Origin of the sequence: Cerasicoccus frondis, assembly GCA_031296915.1 — a bacterium.
Classification (GTDB): Bacteria; Verrucomicrobiota; Verrucomicrobiia; order Opitutales; family Cerasicoccaceae; genus Cerasicoccus; species Cerasicoccus frondis.
On the sequence record JAVDPC010000014.1, the window covers coordinates 23,443 to 38,877 of the forward strand.

Consider the following 15,435-nt stretch of genomic DNA (forward strand, 5'->3'; position numbering starts at 1 on the left):
TAGCGACAATAATGTAACACATTAATTGTCGTTAATTGTGGCACAGGGCGATGGGAATTTCCATGAGTTACGCGCATGGTGGGCCTAGCGTTGAGGAGCAGGGGCGGTTGCGCCCATTTTTTCCATGTGCGCAATGAGTTGATCATTAAACTCTTGCGCAGAGTCGTGGCCCATGTTGCGCAGGGCTTGCACCATGGCGGCGGCTTCGGTGAGGCGCGCCATATCTCGGCCTGGCTTAACGGGGATTTCAATGTGCGGGATTTGCGCGCCGAGAATCTCGTAGTAATTGCGCTCCAAGCCGGTGCGTTCCTCGGGCATGCCTGGGCGCCATTCTTCAAAAGTGATCACCAGGTCGACTCTTTTATCCAGCCGCACCGAGCGGATGCCAAACATGTCGGCGACGTTGATGATGCCCAGGCCGCGACATTCCATGTAGCCGCGTCCAAGCTCAGCGGCAGAGCCGATGACCTCGTTTTCCGATTCGAGGCGGCAGTAGACGAGGTCGTCCGCCACGAGGCTGTGTCCGCGCTCGATCAGCGCGAGTGCGCACTCGCTTTTGCCGACGCCGCTGCGTCCGCGCAGGATGACCCCGATCCCTTTCACGTCGAGCAAGGTGCCGTGGCAGGTAGTCGATGGCGCAAAGCGCGACTCCAGCAGTAAGGTGGCCTGAGTCAGGAATTCTTTGGTCGAAAGGCGGGTGCGCAGAAGCGGCACGGCATGCTCCTCGGCCTCGTCGCGCAGTGGCTTGGTGGGGGCGAGGTTGCGGCTGATGATCACGCAGGGCACATGCTTGGCGAAGATATCCTTCATGACGGACACTTGCTTGTCCGCTGGCATATCGCGCAAAAAGGCCATTTCCCCCGCGCCGAAAAGCTGAATCCGCTTGTTGGCGAAGTAGCGGAAGTAGCCAACGAGCGCCAGCGCCGGGCGGTTGATGCTGGTGTCACGAATGACTTTTGACACGCCCTTTTCCCCCGCGACCAGCTCCAGGCCCAGCTCATCCCGGTAAGACTCGTAAAAATCTTTGACCGAGATGGTGTCCATGGCTTTTGAGTCAATGCGGGGCATACGGCGTGAGTGGATTAAAAAGCCCGCCTTTCCCGGGCAGGTTTAGACAAGAATAGATGCGTTGTTACCCTGCTGGCAATACCCGGCTTTGTGAAAACTTTTTGAGCGCCCGCGAAGGCCCATGGATACTGAGTTTTATCCTCAAACTTTTTTGCTCCCGGCAAATGTCATTTGGCGGGGCAAGTTGGCAGTGATGACCGGGGCTACAGCGTAAATCCGCGGCCCAGGTAGTATTCGCGGCTTTTCTCGTCGTTGACGAGGAATTCGCTCGTGCCTTCGGAGAGGACTTTGCCTTGGTGGATCAAATACGCGCGGTCGACTATCTTCAGCGTTTCTCGGACGTTGTGGTCTGTGATGAGGATGCCGATGTTTTTACTTCTCAGGCCGAGAATGATGTCCTGCACTTCATCGACGCTCTTCGGGTCAACGCCGCTGAACGGCTCATCCAGCAGCATGAAGCGAGGGCGCGCGACCATGGCGCGGGTGATTTCCAGGCGTCGACGCTCCCCCCCACTGAGGGTGTAGGCCTTCTGCTTGATCAGGTGATCGAGACCGAGCTCCTCCAGGTGCATCATGACGAAATCATGCCGTTCCTTGCGGGGGACGTCCAGTGTCTGCACGATCGCCATGATGTTGTCATAGACGGTCAGCTTGCGGAACACGCTCGCCTCTTGCGGCAAGTAACCGAGGCCCAGGCGGGCGCGGCGGTACATGGGCAGTTTGGTGATGTCCTGATCGTTGAGAAACACCTGGCCTCGTGTGGCCGGCACGAGACCTACGATCATGTAGAAAGTTGTGGTTTTGCCAGCGCCGTTGGGGCCGAGCAGGCCGACGACTTCGCCTGAGTTGACGTTTAAGTCGACGCCGCACACGACTTCGCGCTTCCCGTAAACCTTGACCAGGCCCTTGGTGTGGATGGTCGTCCGTTCCTCGGTTGCGGCGACGGTGGTCGTTGGTTCTGCTTCCTCCATTACTGGCCTTCCTTGTCGTCTGTGCCGAACTTGGATTCGGGGTCTTCGTAGCCGAGGTCCTTGAAGCCGGGTAATTGCACGCGGGTGCGGCCACTGTCGCCCGTGGCGTTGGGGTCGCTGAGGACCTCGACTTTGCGTTCGCCTTTATGGAGAACCATTTTCCAACCGGTCACGACGCCGCGGCTGTCTTCCACGCGTGGGCCTTCGGAAAGGATCACTTTGTCTTCGTTGGGCCGGATTTCAGCCCGGCCTCCGGTGGCTTTTCGTCCGGATTGCTCAATGATGACGTTGCCTATCATGATGATCGACTGGATGGCGCCCATTTCACCCACGGTCTTTTCCGGTGAGCCCGAGCGCGCGGCGACGACTTCCATTTCGTCGCAGGTGGCCAGCAGGTTGGTGCCGGTGATCTTGACGTTTCCGGTGAAGAAAAAGCGGTTTTCGCTGTCCCCGCCGACCAACTCCAGGTTGTCGCTGGTGATGACGGTGTTTTGCTCGATGATTTCGGCGGTGGGCTGCTGCGCATGAGCGCTGGCGGCCAGAAGCGCGACCAAGATGAGGATTCGGGTCAAAATGTTCATTCTAAAATACTTCCGATGGCTTGCTTGAACGTGACGCGGGCTTCTTCGCCGATGAGGATGGTGCGCTTGTCGTTAAGCCACTGCCAGTCGCGGCCGACGATGGCGAAGCTCTCATCACTGGCTTCGAGGAAGAGGTAGCCAGGGCCGGCGGCGCGATTTTCCTCGGGATAAATGCGCGCCTTGGGGCTTTCGATGGTTAAGTCGGGCTTGGTGGGCTCACCGGGGGGGAAGGTGCGGAGGATCATGCGCTCCACGTCGATTTCGCCGCTCTCATTATAAATGCCTTTATCGCCGCGCAAGTCCCAGATGCGGTTGCCGTCTTCACCGAAGATGGGCAGGCGAAAATTCTCAATCGGCGCTCCGATCTGGGTGCGCGCGGCCTGGCCCCCCAGTGCGAGGGGCAGCAAAAGCAAGATGAGCCAAGAATGCTTCACGGATTGATTAAAGTGACGAACGCGCCCCTGGGTCGAGTGAGAAATCAACCCGCGCTAATTGTTCATTTCTTTAGGATGGGGCTTATAGGTCGTGATTGGTGTGTGTGCGTTGTAGGGCTGATGCAGCGTAGTAGCCTATTAGTATGACCGCATAGGCACCTGCAATGGGAGCTGTGACCGTGAAAGGGAGCTGGTTGAAGGCAATTGCGGTCAAGATGACGCTAACCAGTGAAAGAAAGGGTATGGTTAGGTAGAGTATTGGGTTGGGTAGCACTCGAAATGGTTTGAGCCAGGTTGCCAGTCCCAAGGCAATCTGGTTCTTTTTCTCTGCTGCGAGCAGGGCAAGCGATTCGGACACATAGTAAGTGGGCAGCATAATGAGCGAGAGCAGGCCAATGAACGTTGCCAGCTTCTCATTCCGATAAGCTGTGATAGCGAGGATGGCGCCCAGGAAGATCATGGATTTGGGCTGGAATCGCTTGCGAAATATGCTGATTGCGATCAACCCCGGCATGTGAAAGTTGAGGAGCCAGCGCTTGCGCACGAGAAAGCCCAAGCGGATAATCCTGATGATTCGGGCTTCACTTGGCGCCAGTCTGAGTGCTTCTTTTAAGGTATTTACGCCTTTGGAGGAGTCTGGCGATTTACGTAGATAGTAGATGCCCAGCTTGTAGTGAAACAGCCAACTGTTCGGTTCTTTGCTCAGACCTTCCTTTATGGCTTTTAGCTCCGATGGCAAGGGGGTTTCGGCCGACATACTGGCGATTATGGAGGACTCCAGTAAGTTTACCTTGGCGCTATCTGGTTCCAGCGTCTTTGCCTGTGTTACGGCGTGTCGGGCTTCTCGCGTTTGACCACAGTATAACTTGGCCCACCCGAGGCCGAGCCATGCATTTAGATTTTTGGGATTAATGGCTATCGCTTTATGCGCAGTTTCGATTGCTGTAGCGTATTGCTTCAGCGCCAGAAGCGTTTGGACGAGTAGGGCGAGGATGTCATCATCGTTAGGCCGAAGCGTTAAGGCGCTTTCATAGTGATTTTTCGCAGTGATGAAATCTTTTTTATAGAAATGGGCTAAGCCCATCAGGGTGAGGGCTCTTGGGTTATTCGGCTCTTGGCTCAGAACATTGGAAATCAATTCAATGGCATAGTCATACCGCTCGATTTGTATCAGCTCTAGGGCCTGCTCTAGCTTCTGCTCCTGCATGATCTGACAGGAGTTAGAGCTTATCCTGTAACTCAGCCTCGCTGGATTGTTCCTCCAGGCGGGTCAAAACTTCGCCCAACAGGTAGATGGAGCCGGTGACGACGATGACGTCGCCTTCGCCGCCTGCGTGGCAGGTTCCCGGTTCGGGGAACAGTGCTTCGACGCTCGCGTCGTGCAGGCCGCCGGTGAATTTCCCCACCGTGAAGGCGCGTAGCTGACCATGGCTGCAAGCGCGCGGTTGATTGGGAACGAGCAGCCAAATGTCCTGTGCGCGCTCGGTGACGACATCCATCAGCGCCCGGGCGCGGGTTTCGCCCAGTGTGCCGCAGAGGATGACTGGCTTGCGGCCTGTTTCGGCAATGAGGCGGTCCAAATTCTTTTCCAAGGCGGTGCAGCCTTCAGGATTGTGCGTGGCGTCGAGGATGAGCGTTCGGCCGTCGTGGAGCGAAATTTTCTGCCAGCGTCCGGCCCAGTCGACTTGCTGCAGGGCTTCGAAGGCGACCTTTTCGGGGACCGCGAGATCGGCTCCGGCATGGCACATGGCGAGCATGGCGATGCCGGCGTTGACGCGTTGGTGGTCGCCAGTGAGGTTCGTTTGGGGGTAGTTGTCGATGTCCTCCTCGAATACGTCCGTGACCTTGGTGATGCAGCAGCGGCGCTTGGCGGCGGTGGCCTGGATCGCCTTTTCCGCTTCTTCCGGCATTTGGCCGAGGACGACATTGACGCCGGGTTTCAGGATGCCCGCTTTTTCAGTGGCGATCTTGGCCAGCGTGTCGCCCAGTTGCTCTTGGTGGTCGAGGCTGACGGAGGTGATCACGCTCACGCGTGGGACGATGATATTGGTGGAGTCCAGCCGCCCGCCAAGGCCGGTTTCGATGATGGCCACGCCAACCTGCTCCTCGGCAAAGTGCAGGAACGCCATGGCTGTCATGAACTCAAAAAACGTCGGATGGGCCTCGGGGTCATACACCGCCAGGCTTTCCGCAGTTTGGCGCAGGCGCTCGGTGTAGACGATGATTTGGTCGTTGGTTAGCGGCTGCCGGTTGACTTGGACGCGTTCGCCGAGACGGATCAGGTGGGGGGAGGTGAAGAGCCCGGTTTTATAGCCCGCCGCACGATACATGGCTTCGAGCATGGCGCAGGTGGAGCCTTTGCCGTTGGTGCCAGCCACGTGAATGATGGGAAAATGTTGGTCAGGTCGGCCCAGTGCGTGGTTAAAGGCCTGCATGCGCTCCACGCCCAGTTTCGCCCCGCGGTTGCGCAGCGAATAAAGGTAATCCTGGGTTTCGGCGTAGCTTGGCATAAAGCGCATTTAGCAACGCTGAAGCTTATCGTGCGCGCAAGACTGGTTTTTAAGTTTACGGGATATCTAAGCAGAAACTTGCGTTGAGGAGCGAATCAATGCAACACTGGGCGCTTCATGAAACTTATTCCCCGCATTACCGCCCTTGCCTTGATGTTGCTGGCTGTCGCCAGCCTGAACGCCGAAGTCGAAAAAGTCAAAATCCTCGGCGTGGGCAATAGCTTTACCAATAACGCGAACAAATACCTGGCGAAGATCTATGACTCCGTCGATTCAGCAGATGCCGACATTGGCACGGCCTTCATCGGCGGCTGCTCCCTGGATCGCCATGTAAAGCATGCCAAGGAGCACGAAGCTGACCCCAATACCGGCAACGAATACGAGTACCGCTTGGATTGGGAAATGCAGGGTGAGAATCTTTCACTCAAGGAAATGCTCCTTGCTGAAGATTGGGATTACATCACCATCCAGCAGGTCAGCACCAAGAGCTACAAGGAGGAATCTTTCTATCCTTACACGGAAGAGCTCATCGACTACATTCGCCAATACCGCCCGGACGCAGAAATCGTGGTCCACGAAACCTGGTCGCACAGTGTCAATAGCTACCGCGCCAAGGACTGGAAGCTCGATCCGGACAAGATGTATGAAAAGCTGCACGCCAACTACGCCAAAATCGCCAACGAGCATGGCTTGCGCGTGATTCCAGTGGGAACCGCCTTTCAGAACGCCCGCGCGACCGAAATGTGGGATTACCAGGTCGATGATTTTGACTCGAAGAACCATGACCTGACCTATCCGGAAGACAAGAACAGCCTGCCGGATACCTCCAAGTCTCTCAACAATGACTACTACTGGAAGAAGGGCAAAGACGGAAACTGGTTCGTGGTCAACGATGGTTTCCACGCCAACACCGCTGGCGAATACCTCGGCGCGTTGGTCTGGTTTGAATTCTTCTCCGGGGTTGACGCCCGCACGGTTCCTTACAAGCCGGATTCCCTGACGGATGCGCAGGCTGCGTCCCTGCGTGACATCGCTCACGCCACCGTGGTCGCCGAAACCCAGGCTCAGCAAGCCGAAGCAGCGGCAATGTAAGCCTCCAACATTTATTTCAGCAAAAAGCGCCCTTTTTACGGGGCGCTTTTTTTTGGCGATAAAGGCTCGTCACTTTCACCGCATTTCAGTGATCAATGATTAACTCTTCTTGGCGCGCTCGATATTGCTTTTGATCGCATTAATATCGCTGGTGGGGCTGCCGACTGGGCGCCCGTTCCTGTCGTAAACGCGAACATTGGGGACTGAGCGGATGCTGAATTGCTTCGTAATGGGCGTGCCCCAGTTGACGATGTCGATCTTGCGCAGAGCAACGCTAGGATCGTTTTTGACGATGTTCATCAAATGAGGACTGATCTTCCGGCAGGGGCCGCACCAGTCTGCGTAAAAGTCGACGATGGTTACTTTGCCGCTGGCAAGCACGGTATTGAGTTCCACTCGCTGGCCTTTGCCGCGAATATCTTTGTAGTCTCCTTTGTCATCCTTGGCCTTCTCCTTGTTTTTCTGTGCAACAATGGCTTCGATTTCGTCCTTGGAGCGCCACTCGCCATCGTAGTGCTGCAGGCCCTTGGCCTCCTGCTGTTTGATGAACTCGAGGTTCCCCTTGCCCGTGGCCTGTTTTTCTTCGAAGTCTTTGTCGATGGAGTAGACGACCCCGTTGCGCAGCTTGATGTTGGCGCCGTTGTAGGTCATGATTTCCTTGTTGCCTAGCTTGGTCGAGCCGGTGGGCTCACCGAGCTGCTGGACGACTTGCTCGCGCGTGTAGCCGCGTTCGATTTCTGCTTGCAGCGTTAGGGCGCTCATGAAGGCAATGAGCGCGAAAAGGAAGGATGAGCGGAAGCTGTAAGTCATGATACTGAAAAATATGTTGTGGTGCTGGCGAAGTTTTGCGCAGGGCTGAGTCTCAGTCAATAATAGAAGCTCTTGAATTGGCGTAGACTGTGGGCAGTCGCTATTCTTAAATATTTGTCACTTGAGTTTTTGACCTTGGCGAATTCCAGGTGCTGGATAACATGGCGCTATGTCTCCATCTAATTCGATTGCTGTGTTCGCCACGACAATGCTCGCTGCATCGGCGCAGGCATACATAGGCGTGGTCGATAGCTTGCCGATTACATCGGGCTATGGAGTGAACACGGGGGAGACTGCGACTTTCGCCACCGGTTACTCGATTTCTGAGACGGGCAACGATAATCTGCTGGTCGTCTTTTACAGCGCTTACACCGACAGCACCTCTGCGGACCCTGCAGCGTCCAGCGTCACCTTTGGCGGCGTCACTCTGACTCAGGCGCGACAGGTCGCCTTGGAACAGCCTGGCGCCGGTTACAACGTCACGGGCATCTTTTATTTAACGGAAGATGACTTCGCGAGCGTTAGTGGATCGGACTTGGTCTTTAGTCGCAGTTCCGGCTCCAATCCGGGTGATGATGGCGCTCATTACAGCATTATGTTGCTGTCCGGCGTCGACCAAAGCGCGCCCATTGGCCAGTCGGACTACTCGACGACCACCACCAACAACACAGCGCTTTCGGTGGAGCTTTCCTCACTCGAACCGAATAGCGTGGTCCTGTCATCGTTTTCCGCAACGCCAGACGGTACTTTCGGCAGCGACGTGAATCTGGATTCGAATCTGGCGGGCGCCTTGTCGGATGGTTCGCTGACCTCGCTTTTCGCCCTGACCAATGTGGACGAATCCACTGAAACCATGGGCGCAACATTTTCCTCCTCGGAATCTTCCGGCCGCAGCGCGATGCTCTCAGTCGAAGTTCTCGCTGCCGTTCCTGAGCCGGAGACCTACGCCCTGATGCTGGGCTTGGCCTCGTTGGGATTGCTGCTCATGCGTCGCCGCTAACCGGACCCATATTACATTTTGAAAAGGCCGCCCCGCAATGAGGTGGCCTTAGTTTAAAACTAACTACGTTGTGTATTCGACCTTTTGTAAGTATAAAATAAGACAAAAAGAAATATTCTATTCTTGAATTCTTATCGTGGTAAATGTTTCATTGGAGAATGGTTAGTAAGCTAAATATTTCTTCTACAGTGTGGTCTCTATCTTGTGTTGCCACTGCTTTGAGTCCTCTATCCCTTAATGCTACGAGTGCACTGCTTGGGTCCCCCGATGCTCATGTCGAAGGAGTGCTTCGTATCGAAGATCCTACGGGGACAGGTGCTGACGGTGTTTCCATTTCATATGTCGAATACGATGCCGCTCCAAATCCTGACCAACCAGCGCAAGTCTATTTTAGCGTGAACCAAGCCCTCGCGGAATGGTTGTGGACCATGAATACGGATGGATCGGATATTACCCAGATGACCCTGGATGACACGAATACGCTCGAACTCTACGACTCCAGTGGAAACGTTAAGATCCTTTTGGATCCAACCGTGCCGGAGATTTTGGTAGATGGGAAGCCTTTGGCAGTTGTGAATAGCAATGACACTGGATTTTATCTTTCCAAGCCAATTGACCTTGATGATGACGGAACTGGCTTTCCTGCTGCAAATTCGTCTTTCAGTACTCAGCTACTCTGGTATGCACCCAAGGGAGCCTTTTATGCTGGCAGAAATTCGACCGATGTATGGGGGAGCTCGGGAATTGGTGCATTCTCTGTGACTTTTGGGCAGAACAACGATGCGAGTGGCTCACGGTCATTGGTTCATGGTTCTTATTCAACTGCCTCGGGTGAATCTTCCAGCGCGCATGGTGCTCATGCTACAGCATCGGGAGACTATTCTATGGCTCATGGATATTATGCAGAAGCTACTGGAAATTATTCGTTTGCGTTTGGGCGTCGTATTGATAACACTGATACGCGTGTAATCGCGTCCGGCGGTAGTTCGTTTGCATTCGGTAATGGGGTGCAGACTTCAGGAGAATGGTCTGCTGTTTTGGGATATGGAACTGTTAATACTGGCGATAATGCATTTGCCGCTGGTCGTGACCACAATGTCACTGGTAATAGCTCGGCAACATTTGGAGATGGGAATACTACGGTTGGTGCGCGCGCTTTTGTTGCTGGGCACGACAATGAGGCGTCTGGTGTTTCATCAGTAGCTTTTGGGGAGAGCGTTCATGCGCTTGGAGATTATTCAATGGCAGTTAATAAAAATACATATGCTAACGGGGACGTATCGACTGCGATGGGATCAAACACCACGGCTGAATCCTATGCCTCAGTAGCAATCGGTCGTTACAATGTGGGCAAAGACTCGACTGGTGGTTCGACAAATCCCACTGTGTGGGTTACGAAAGATCCGGTGTTCGAAGTTGGCGTTGGAACGAGTGAAGAGCCCAAAAATGCGATGACCATCTACAAGGATGGCTCTGCGGAATTTAATGGAAATGTTACCCTGAGTCAGGCTCAGGGCGACATCAGCATGGGCGTGTTCGGTAACTAGAATACTTTTCAGCATTCAACCCACCAAAAAGGCCGCCCCGCAATGGGACGGCCTTTTGTTTTAAAGAACTTTCCTGGGCTTGCTTAGATCTTGCCGAGGATGGCGTTGAGCGTGGCGCTCGGGCGCATGGCGGCGGAGGCCAGGGCGTCATTCGGCTGGAAGTAGCCGCCGATTTCCACGGGCTTGCCCTGCACGGCGATCAACTCTTCGACGATGACCTTTTCGTTCGCGGCGAGCTCGGCAGCGATGGGCGTGAAGACGGCCTTGATGTCGGCGTTGTCGTTTTGCGCGGCGAGCTCCTGCGCCCAGTAAAGCGCGAGGTAGAAGTGCGAGCCGCGGTTGTCGATGCCGCCTACGCGACGCGTCGGGGACTTGTCGTTCTCGAGGAAGGTGCCAGTCGCGGCGTCGAGGGCCTTGCCGAGCACCTTGGCTTCGGCGTTGTTGAAGGTCTCACCGAGGTGCTCGAGGGAAACGGCCAGTGCGAGGAATTCGCCCAGGGAGTCCCAGCGCAGGTAGTTCTCAGCGACAAACTGCTGAACGTGCTTCGGGGCCGAGCCGCCGGCGCCGGTTTCGAAGAGGCCGCCGCCGTTCATCAGAGGAACGATGGAGAGCATCTTCGCCGAGGTGCCGACTTCGAGGATCGGGAAGAGGTCGGTCAGGTAGTCGCGGAGCACGTTACCGGTGACGGAGATTGTGTCCTGGCCCTTTACGATGCGCTCAAGGCTGTATTGGCAGGCGTCGGCCGGCTTCTTGATCAGGATTTCGAGGCCGCTGGTGTCGTGGTCCTTCAGGTATTCAGTGACCTTGGCGATGAGGCCGGCGTCGTGGGCGCGGGCTTCGTCGAGCCAGAAGACGGCGGGGTCGCCAGTGGCGCGGGCGCGGTTCACGGCCAGCTTCACCCAGTCGCGGATCGGGTCGTCCTTGGTCTGGCAGGCGCGCCAGATGTCGTTGGTCTCCACGTCGTGCTCAATGAGGACCGTGCCGTCGGCGTCGACGACCTTTACCTTACCGGCAGCGGGGATTTCAAAAGTCTTGTCGTGCGAGCCGTATTCCTCGGCCTTTTGCGCCATGAGGCCCACGTTCGGGACCGAGCCCATGGTGGCCGGGTCGAGTGCGCCGTTCTGCTTGCAGAAGTCGATCGTGGCCTGGTAGACGCCGGCGTAGGAGCTGTCGGGAATCACGGCCAGGGTGTCCTGGGTGCCGCCCTTGGTGTCCCACATCTTGCCGCCGATACGGATCATGGCGGGCATGGAGGCGTCGATGATCACATCGCTGGGGACGTGGAGGCCGGTGATGCCCTTGTCAGAGTTGACCATGGCCAGCTCGGGGCCCGCAGCGTAGGCTGCCTCGATGTCGGCTTCGATCTCTGCCTTCTTGTCAGCGGGCAGGGTGGCGATCTTGGCTACGAGGTCGCCGAAACCGTTGTTCAGGTTCACGCCGAGCTCGGCAAAAGTGTCTGCATGCTTGGCGAGGAGGTCCTTGAAGAAGACCTTTACACAGTGGCCGAAGATGATTGGGTCGGAGACCTTCATCATGGTGGCCTTCATGTGCAGGGAGAAGAGCACGCCCTCGGCCTTGGCCGCAGCAACTTGCTCCGCAAGGAAGGTTTCCAGCGCGGCAACGCTCATCTTGGTGGCGTCGAGCATTTCGCCTGCCTTGAGCTTGAGGCCGCCCTTGAGGACTTCCTTGGAGCCGTCGGCGCCTTCGAAAACGATGTCCACGGTGGTCGCCGCGGGCACGGTGACGGACTTCTCGTTGGAGAAAAAGTCGTTCTGGCCCATGGTGGCGACGCGGGTCTTGGACGCGCTGGTCCACTCGCCCATGGAGTGCGGGTGCTTCTTGGCGTAGTCCTTCACGGCCTTGGGCGCGCGGCGGTCGGAATTACCTTCGCGCAGGACGGGGTTCACGGCGGAGCCCTTTACCTTGTCGTAGCGGGCCTTGATGTCCTTCTCCTCGTCGGTGGAGGCGGTTGCCGGGTAGTCGGGCAGCTTGTAGCCCTTTTCCTGGAGCTCCTTGATCACCGCGTTGAGCTGCGGTACGGAAGCGGAAATATTCGGCAGCTTGATGATGTTGGCCTCGGGGGTGAGGGTCATCGCGCCCAATTCGGCGAGGTGGTCGCCGATGCGTTGTTCTTCGGTCAGGAACTCGGGGAAGACAGCCAAAACGCGGCCAGCCAGCGAAATGTCGCGCGTCTCAAAATTGACGCCAGCGGGCTTCGCATAGGCTTCGATAATAGGCAGGAACGAGTAAGTCGCCAGCGCGGGCGCCTCATCGGTCTTCGTGTAGATAATCGTGGGTGCGGACATGGTAGTCGTAAGAATGGTATTTTATTTAAGCCCGCCAGCTAAGAAACCCACACGCGCTAGGTCAACTCCCAAACCAGCGTTCCGCTGGACCGGTAGATTTGCCCATTGGGCAAATGACGGCGGGGCAGGCGGCTATTCCAACTGTCCAAAGGTAGGGCGATGCTTTTAAGCGAGCCGCTGAAGTGGAGTGGGATTTACCTAAATATTGTTGAAACTGAAGATGTCGGATGTGAATATTAATCATGAAATATGTTTTATTTCTTGTGGTGATGCTGTCCCTGAATGCCAAGGCGCAGGAGTTTTACCGGTGCAAGATGGGCGAATTTCCGGACCACCTGTCGCCGTTGAGGTATCCGGCCTCCCAGTATGACCAACTGGTTCGAGAGATGCTCGTTGTCACGGAGGGGCAATACGGACGATTTCTAGTGAAGCCGTCCTTTCGGGCTGAGTATAGCGTCTCGGTGGATGCAGAGGTTGCCCCTGCTGACGTCGGAAAGGATTATCGGTCTATTAAGGATGAGGACCGCCTGTATGTCTTAACGCTGACGAGAGCGAACAAAAGTATTTGGGGTGCGATGCCTCGTGATGACGAGCCGGGGGAGCTTGAATCACTGGAAGTTATTCGGGTGGATCGCTCGATCAGCTTCGAGCTCGCAGTTGCGATTCAACGTTCTTGGGGGCGGATGATCCAACTGACGCGGTATCCGAGCCAAGTTCTTGTCGGGAGCGATGGTAGTAATTATGAATTCTCGGTGTGGGTTTGGGCGATGGGCTTTATTTATGGAAAAACCTGGAGTCCGGACGGAGGCCTTCGTCTGGGGATTGTAGAGCTAGGTGAAGACTTGGTGCAGCTAGCAGAGAATACCGAAATGCAAGAGGCTCCCTTGCTCCAAAAGCTCAGAGACTTCGAAGCACAATTGCCCAATCCATAGTTGGCCGTTTGCACGATCCGTAAATGCTGGATGGAGGCTTCGAGGCGCTTAGCCCGGGATGGCTCGTCGAAGCTGTCTTAAAGCCTGCCAACAAAAAACTGCGGCGAGCGTATGCCCGGCCGCAGTTTGCAGAAATCGGTTCGCGATCCGCTTAATCCTTGGCGACACCAATGACGGCTTGGCCGACGCGGGGGCCTGCGGCGCCGGAGGGCTGGGATACGAGGTCGTCTTCGCCGCCGTGGACAATCAAGCCGCGACCAACGATCGACGCCGGGCCATTGAGCATCATGTGCGGCATCACGAAGCTGAACTCCGCCACGCCGTCCTCGTTGGCCATGACGTTGCCCATGTCGCCTGCGTGATACATGGGCATCTCGGGGCCGCCATGCTCGGTCTGCATCGGGTTGAAGTGGCCGCCGGTGGCGGTACCGTCGTCGGAATCGAGGTCACCGTATTGGTGCACGTGGAAGCCGTGCTTGCCGGGGGTGAGTCCTTCGATTTTGCCGGAAACTTTCACGCCGTCCTCAACCTTTTCAAAGGTGACTACGCCGTGGGCGGTGTTGCCCTTGGTGGGGGTGATCACAGCGATGGCCTTGGCGACCATTGTCGCCTTCATGTGCTTGGGCATGGGGGCGTGGTCGTGCGCGTGGCTGTGCTTGTCTATCGGCATCTGGGCGTAGGCGGAGCCAAGCACCGCAAAGAGGCTGATGGTGGGGATCAGGATACGTCGTTTCATCTGTGCTTTCGGTTGAAGTGAGCCTCAACTTAAACAGATGTTCGAAACATTCAACGTGCCCTGGTCTTTTCCGTAGGACGTTAAAACAGCTGCACCGCGTTGCGCTCCAGTTGAGCAATGTGGCCATCGAGCGCCGCGCTGAGCTCGGCTTTGACGGCCGCGGCCGCCGGATCATCCGCGCGGTTGACGCTTTCGTGAGGGTCTTCTTGGAGGCAGAACAGCTCTTCACCGCCGTCGGCGTAGCGGACGTATTTCCAGTCCTGACGGCGGGCCATGAACACGCGGGGGCCGTGCCATTCGGCGAAGGCAATTTCGTGTGTGCTGTCGCTGCGTTCGCCCATGAGCCAGGGGAGCAGGCTCGCGCCTGACATCTCGGGCTCGGTTGGTTGGCCGGCCAGGTCGAGGATGGTTGGGACAATGTCGATCAGGCTGCATTGGCCGTTGAGCTGGATGCCGCGTTGCCCGGCTTCTTGCAGCTTTCGCGTGACGTCGCCCAGGAAGCGCGTGCGCGGCGGCACGACGACCAGCGGCACGCGGGTCACGCCGTCATACATGAACGAGCCCTTGAACGGGATGTTCTGCTCGCCCGCCATGTCGCCGTGGTCAGCCGCAAAGATAATCCACGTGTTGCTGAAAAAGCCGCTGCAGCGCAGCTCGTCGAGCAGTATGCCGATATCGCGGTCGACCTTGGCCACGCGCTCGGCGTAAAACCGGTGGTAGGCGCCCCATCGTTCCTCGGGCCAGTCAACGCGTTTGCTGGCGGGGATGGCGGGGTAGCTGTCGGCGGGGCGCTCGAGGTTTTTCCATGGGCGTTGGAAGCCCTCCACGCGTTCGGCGGGGTCGTAGAAATACAGGTCGTGCGGATCGAGGAACGACACTACGTGGAAGAACGGCCGCTCGTGCTCGATCCAATCACGGTCGCGCCAAAACCGGGCGGCCAGCTCGCGCGTGGTGGCGTCATGCGAGCACTCTTCGGCGGTGTCGAAGCCGTGCGCTTGGATGCTTCCGCCGAGGTGCCACTTGCCGTGGTAGGCGGTCTCGTAACCGGCCGCGCGCATCAGCTTGCCGATGCCGACGTTGGACGGGTCGAGCGGCGGGGCGGGGGAGTATAGATTGCCCGGCATGCCGGCTTCGGTCGGGTAGCGGCCCGTCATCAATGTGGACCGCGATGGCGAGCAAATCGGCGCCGTGCAATGGCAGTCCATAAACGTCACGCCTTCGCGCACGAGCGCGTCGATGTTGGGCGTCTCCACCCCAAACTGGCTGCCGAGGGCGGAGATGGTGTCCACGCGCTGTTGATCGGTGAGTAAAAGTAGAATGTTGGGGCGGGCGTCTTTCATGTCGGGCATTCAGCGGATTTATGGATAAGCTAGCAAATTGCGGTTGGGGGGTCTTACAGGCGCCGTCGTCAGCGAAATCCGTCACTCAGGCTATGTCATTAGGCTCAA

Annotated in this window: 14 protein-coding genes; 4 read left to right on the forward strand and 10 right to left on the reverse strand. The window is 56.9% G+C overall.

Features of this window, described 5'->3' with window-relative positions; translation table 11 throughout:
* Positions 1 to 84 precede the first annotated feature (84 nt).
* The 6 genes from hprK to RBB63_RS12190 form a co-directional block, all read right to left on the reverse strand.
* Positions 85 to 1,068 (reverse strand): HPr(Ser) kinase/phosphatase, encoded by a 984-nt coding sequence (gene hprK, locus RBB63_RS12165; RefSeq protein ID WP_309384564.1) that lies wholly within the window; start codon positions 1,066 to 1,068, stop codon positions 85 to 87.
* Positions 1,069 to 1,271: 203 nt separating this feature from the next.
* Positions 1,272 to 2,039, reverse strand: coding sequence for an LPS export ABC transporter ATP-binding protein (lptB, locus tag RBB63_RS12170; RefSeq protein WP_309384566.1), 768 nt, complete (start codon positions 2,037 to 2,039; stop codon positions 1,272 to 1,274).
* Positions 2,039 to 2,620, reverse strand: coding sequence for an LptA/OstA family protein (locus tag RBB63_RS12175; protein ID WP_309384568.1), 582 nt, complete (start codon positions 2,618 to 2,620; stop codon positions 2,039 to 2,041). Before RBB63_RS12175 ends, lptB begins: the two co-directional genes overlap by 1 nt.
* The gene (locus RBB63_RS12180) at positions 2,617 to 3,054 is read right to left on the reverse strand and encodes an LptA/OstA family protein (RefSeq protein ID WP_309384570.1); all 438 of its coding nucleotides are present in this window, start codon (positions 3,052 to 3,054) and stop codon (positions 2,617 to 2,619) included. Before RBB63_RS12180 ends, RBB63_RS12175 begins: the two co-directional genes overlap by 4 nt.
* Before the next feature lie 82 nt (positions 3,055 to 3,136).
* The gene (locus tag RBB63_RS12185) at positions 3,137 to 4,261 is read right to left on the reverse strand and encodes a tetratricopeptide repeat protein (protein ID WP_309384572.1); all 1,125 of its coding nucleotides are present in this window, start codon (positions 4,259 to 4,261) and stop codon (positions 3,137 to 3,139) included.
* Positions 4,262 to 4,274: 13 nt separating this feature from the next.
* Positions 4,275 to 5,573: a bifunctional folylpolyglutamate synthase/dihydrofolate synthase gene (locus RBB63_RS12190; protein WP_309384574.1), complete on the reverse strand. Its 1,299-nt coding sequence runs from the start codon at positions 5,571 to 5,573 to the stop codon at positions 4,275 to 4,277.
* 108 nt (positions 5,574 to 5,681) lie between these two features.
* Here RBB63_RS12190 and RBB63_RS12195 point away from each other — a divergent pair, with 108 nt between their 5' ends.
* The gene (locus RBB63_RS12195; RefSeq protein WP_309384576.1) at positions 5,682 to 6,656 is read left to right on the forward strand and encodes a DUF4886 domain-containing protein; all 975 of its coding nucleotides are present in this window, start codon (positions 5,682 to 5,684) and stop codon (positions 6,654 to 6,656) included.
* A gap of 99 nt (positions 6,657 to 6,755) precedes the next feature.
* Here the strand turns inward: RBB63_RS12195 and RBB63_RS12200 are convergent, their stop codons facing one another.
* A complete protein-coding gene (locus RBB63_RS12200) occupies positions 6,756 to 7,466 on the reverse strand; it encodes a thioredoxin family protein (RefSeq protein WP_309384578.1) in 711 nt (236 codons plus the stop codon).
* A gap of 169 nt (positions 7,467 to 7,635) precedes the next feature.
* Here RBB63_RS12200 and RBB63_RS12205 point away from each other — a divergent pair, with 169 nt between their 5' ends.
* Both RBB63_RS12205 and RBB63_RS12210 read left to right on the forward strand, forming a co-directional pair.
* Entirely contained in the window at positions 7,636 to 8,466 is an 831-nt protein-coding gene (locus RBB63_RS12205; protein ID WP_309384580.1) for a PEP-CTERM sorting domain-containing protein, read from the forward strand.
* Between the two features lie 284 nt (positions 8,467 to 8,750).
* Positions 8,751 to 10,013, forward strand: a complete 1,263-nt coding sequence (locus tag RBB63_RS12210; RefSeq protein ID WP_309384582.1) for a hypothetical protein — start codon at positions 8,751 to 8,753, stop codon at positions 10,011 to 10,013.
* Positions 10,014 to 10,096: 83 nt separating this feature from the next.
* Here RBB63_RS12210 and RBB63_RS12215 read toward each other — a convergent pair whose 3' ends face one another.
* Positions 10,097 to 12,319 (reverse strand): NADP-dependent isocitrate dehydrogenase, encoded by a 2,223-nt coding sequence (locus RBB63_RS12215; RefSeq protein ID WP_309384588.1) that lies wholly within the window; start codon positions 12,317 to 12,319, stop codon positions 10,097 to 10,099.
* Positions 12,320 to 12,561: 242 nt separating this feature from the next.
* Between RBB63_RS12215 and RBB63_RS12220 the strand changes: the two genes are divergently transcribed.
* A complete protein-coding gene (locus RBB63_RS12220) occupies positions 12,562 to 13,251 on the forward strand; it encodes a hypothetical protein (protein WP_309384592.1) in 690 nt (229 codons plus the stop codon).
* 151 nt (positions 13,252 to 13,402) lie between these two features.
* Here RBB63_RS12220 and RBB63_RS12225 read toward each other — a convergent pair whose 3' ends face one another.
* Positions 13,403 to 13,987: a superoxide dismutase family protein gene (locus RBB63_RS12225; RefSeq protein WP_309384594.1), complete on the reverse strand. Its 585-nt coding sequence runs from the start codon at positions 13,985 to 13,987 to the stop codon at positions 13,403 to 13,405.
* 80 nt (positions 13,988 to 14,067) lie between these two features.
* Positions 14,068 to 15,336 carry a sulfatase family protein gene (locus tag RBB63_RS12230; protein ID WP_309384596.1) on the reverse strand — a complete coding sequence of 423 codons (1,269 nt, stop codon included), beginning with the start codon at positions 15,334 to 15,336 and terminating at the stop codon, positions 14,068 to 14,070.
* Positions 15,337 to 15,435: the final 99 nt, after the last annotated feature.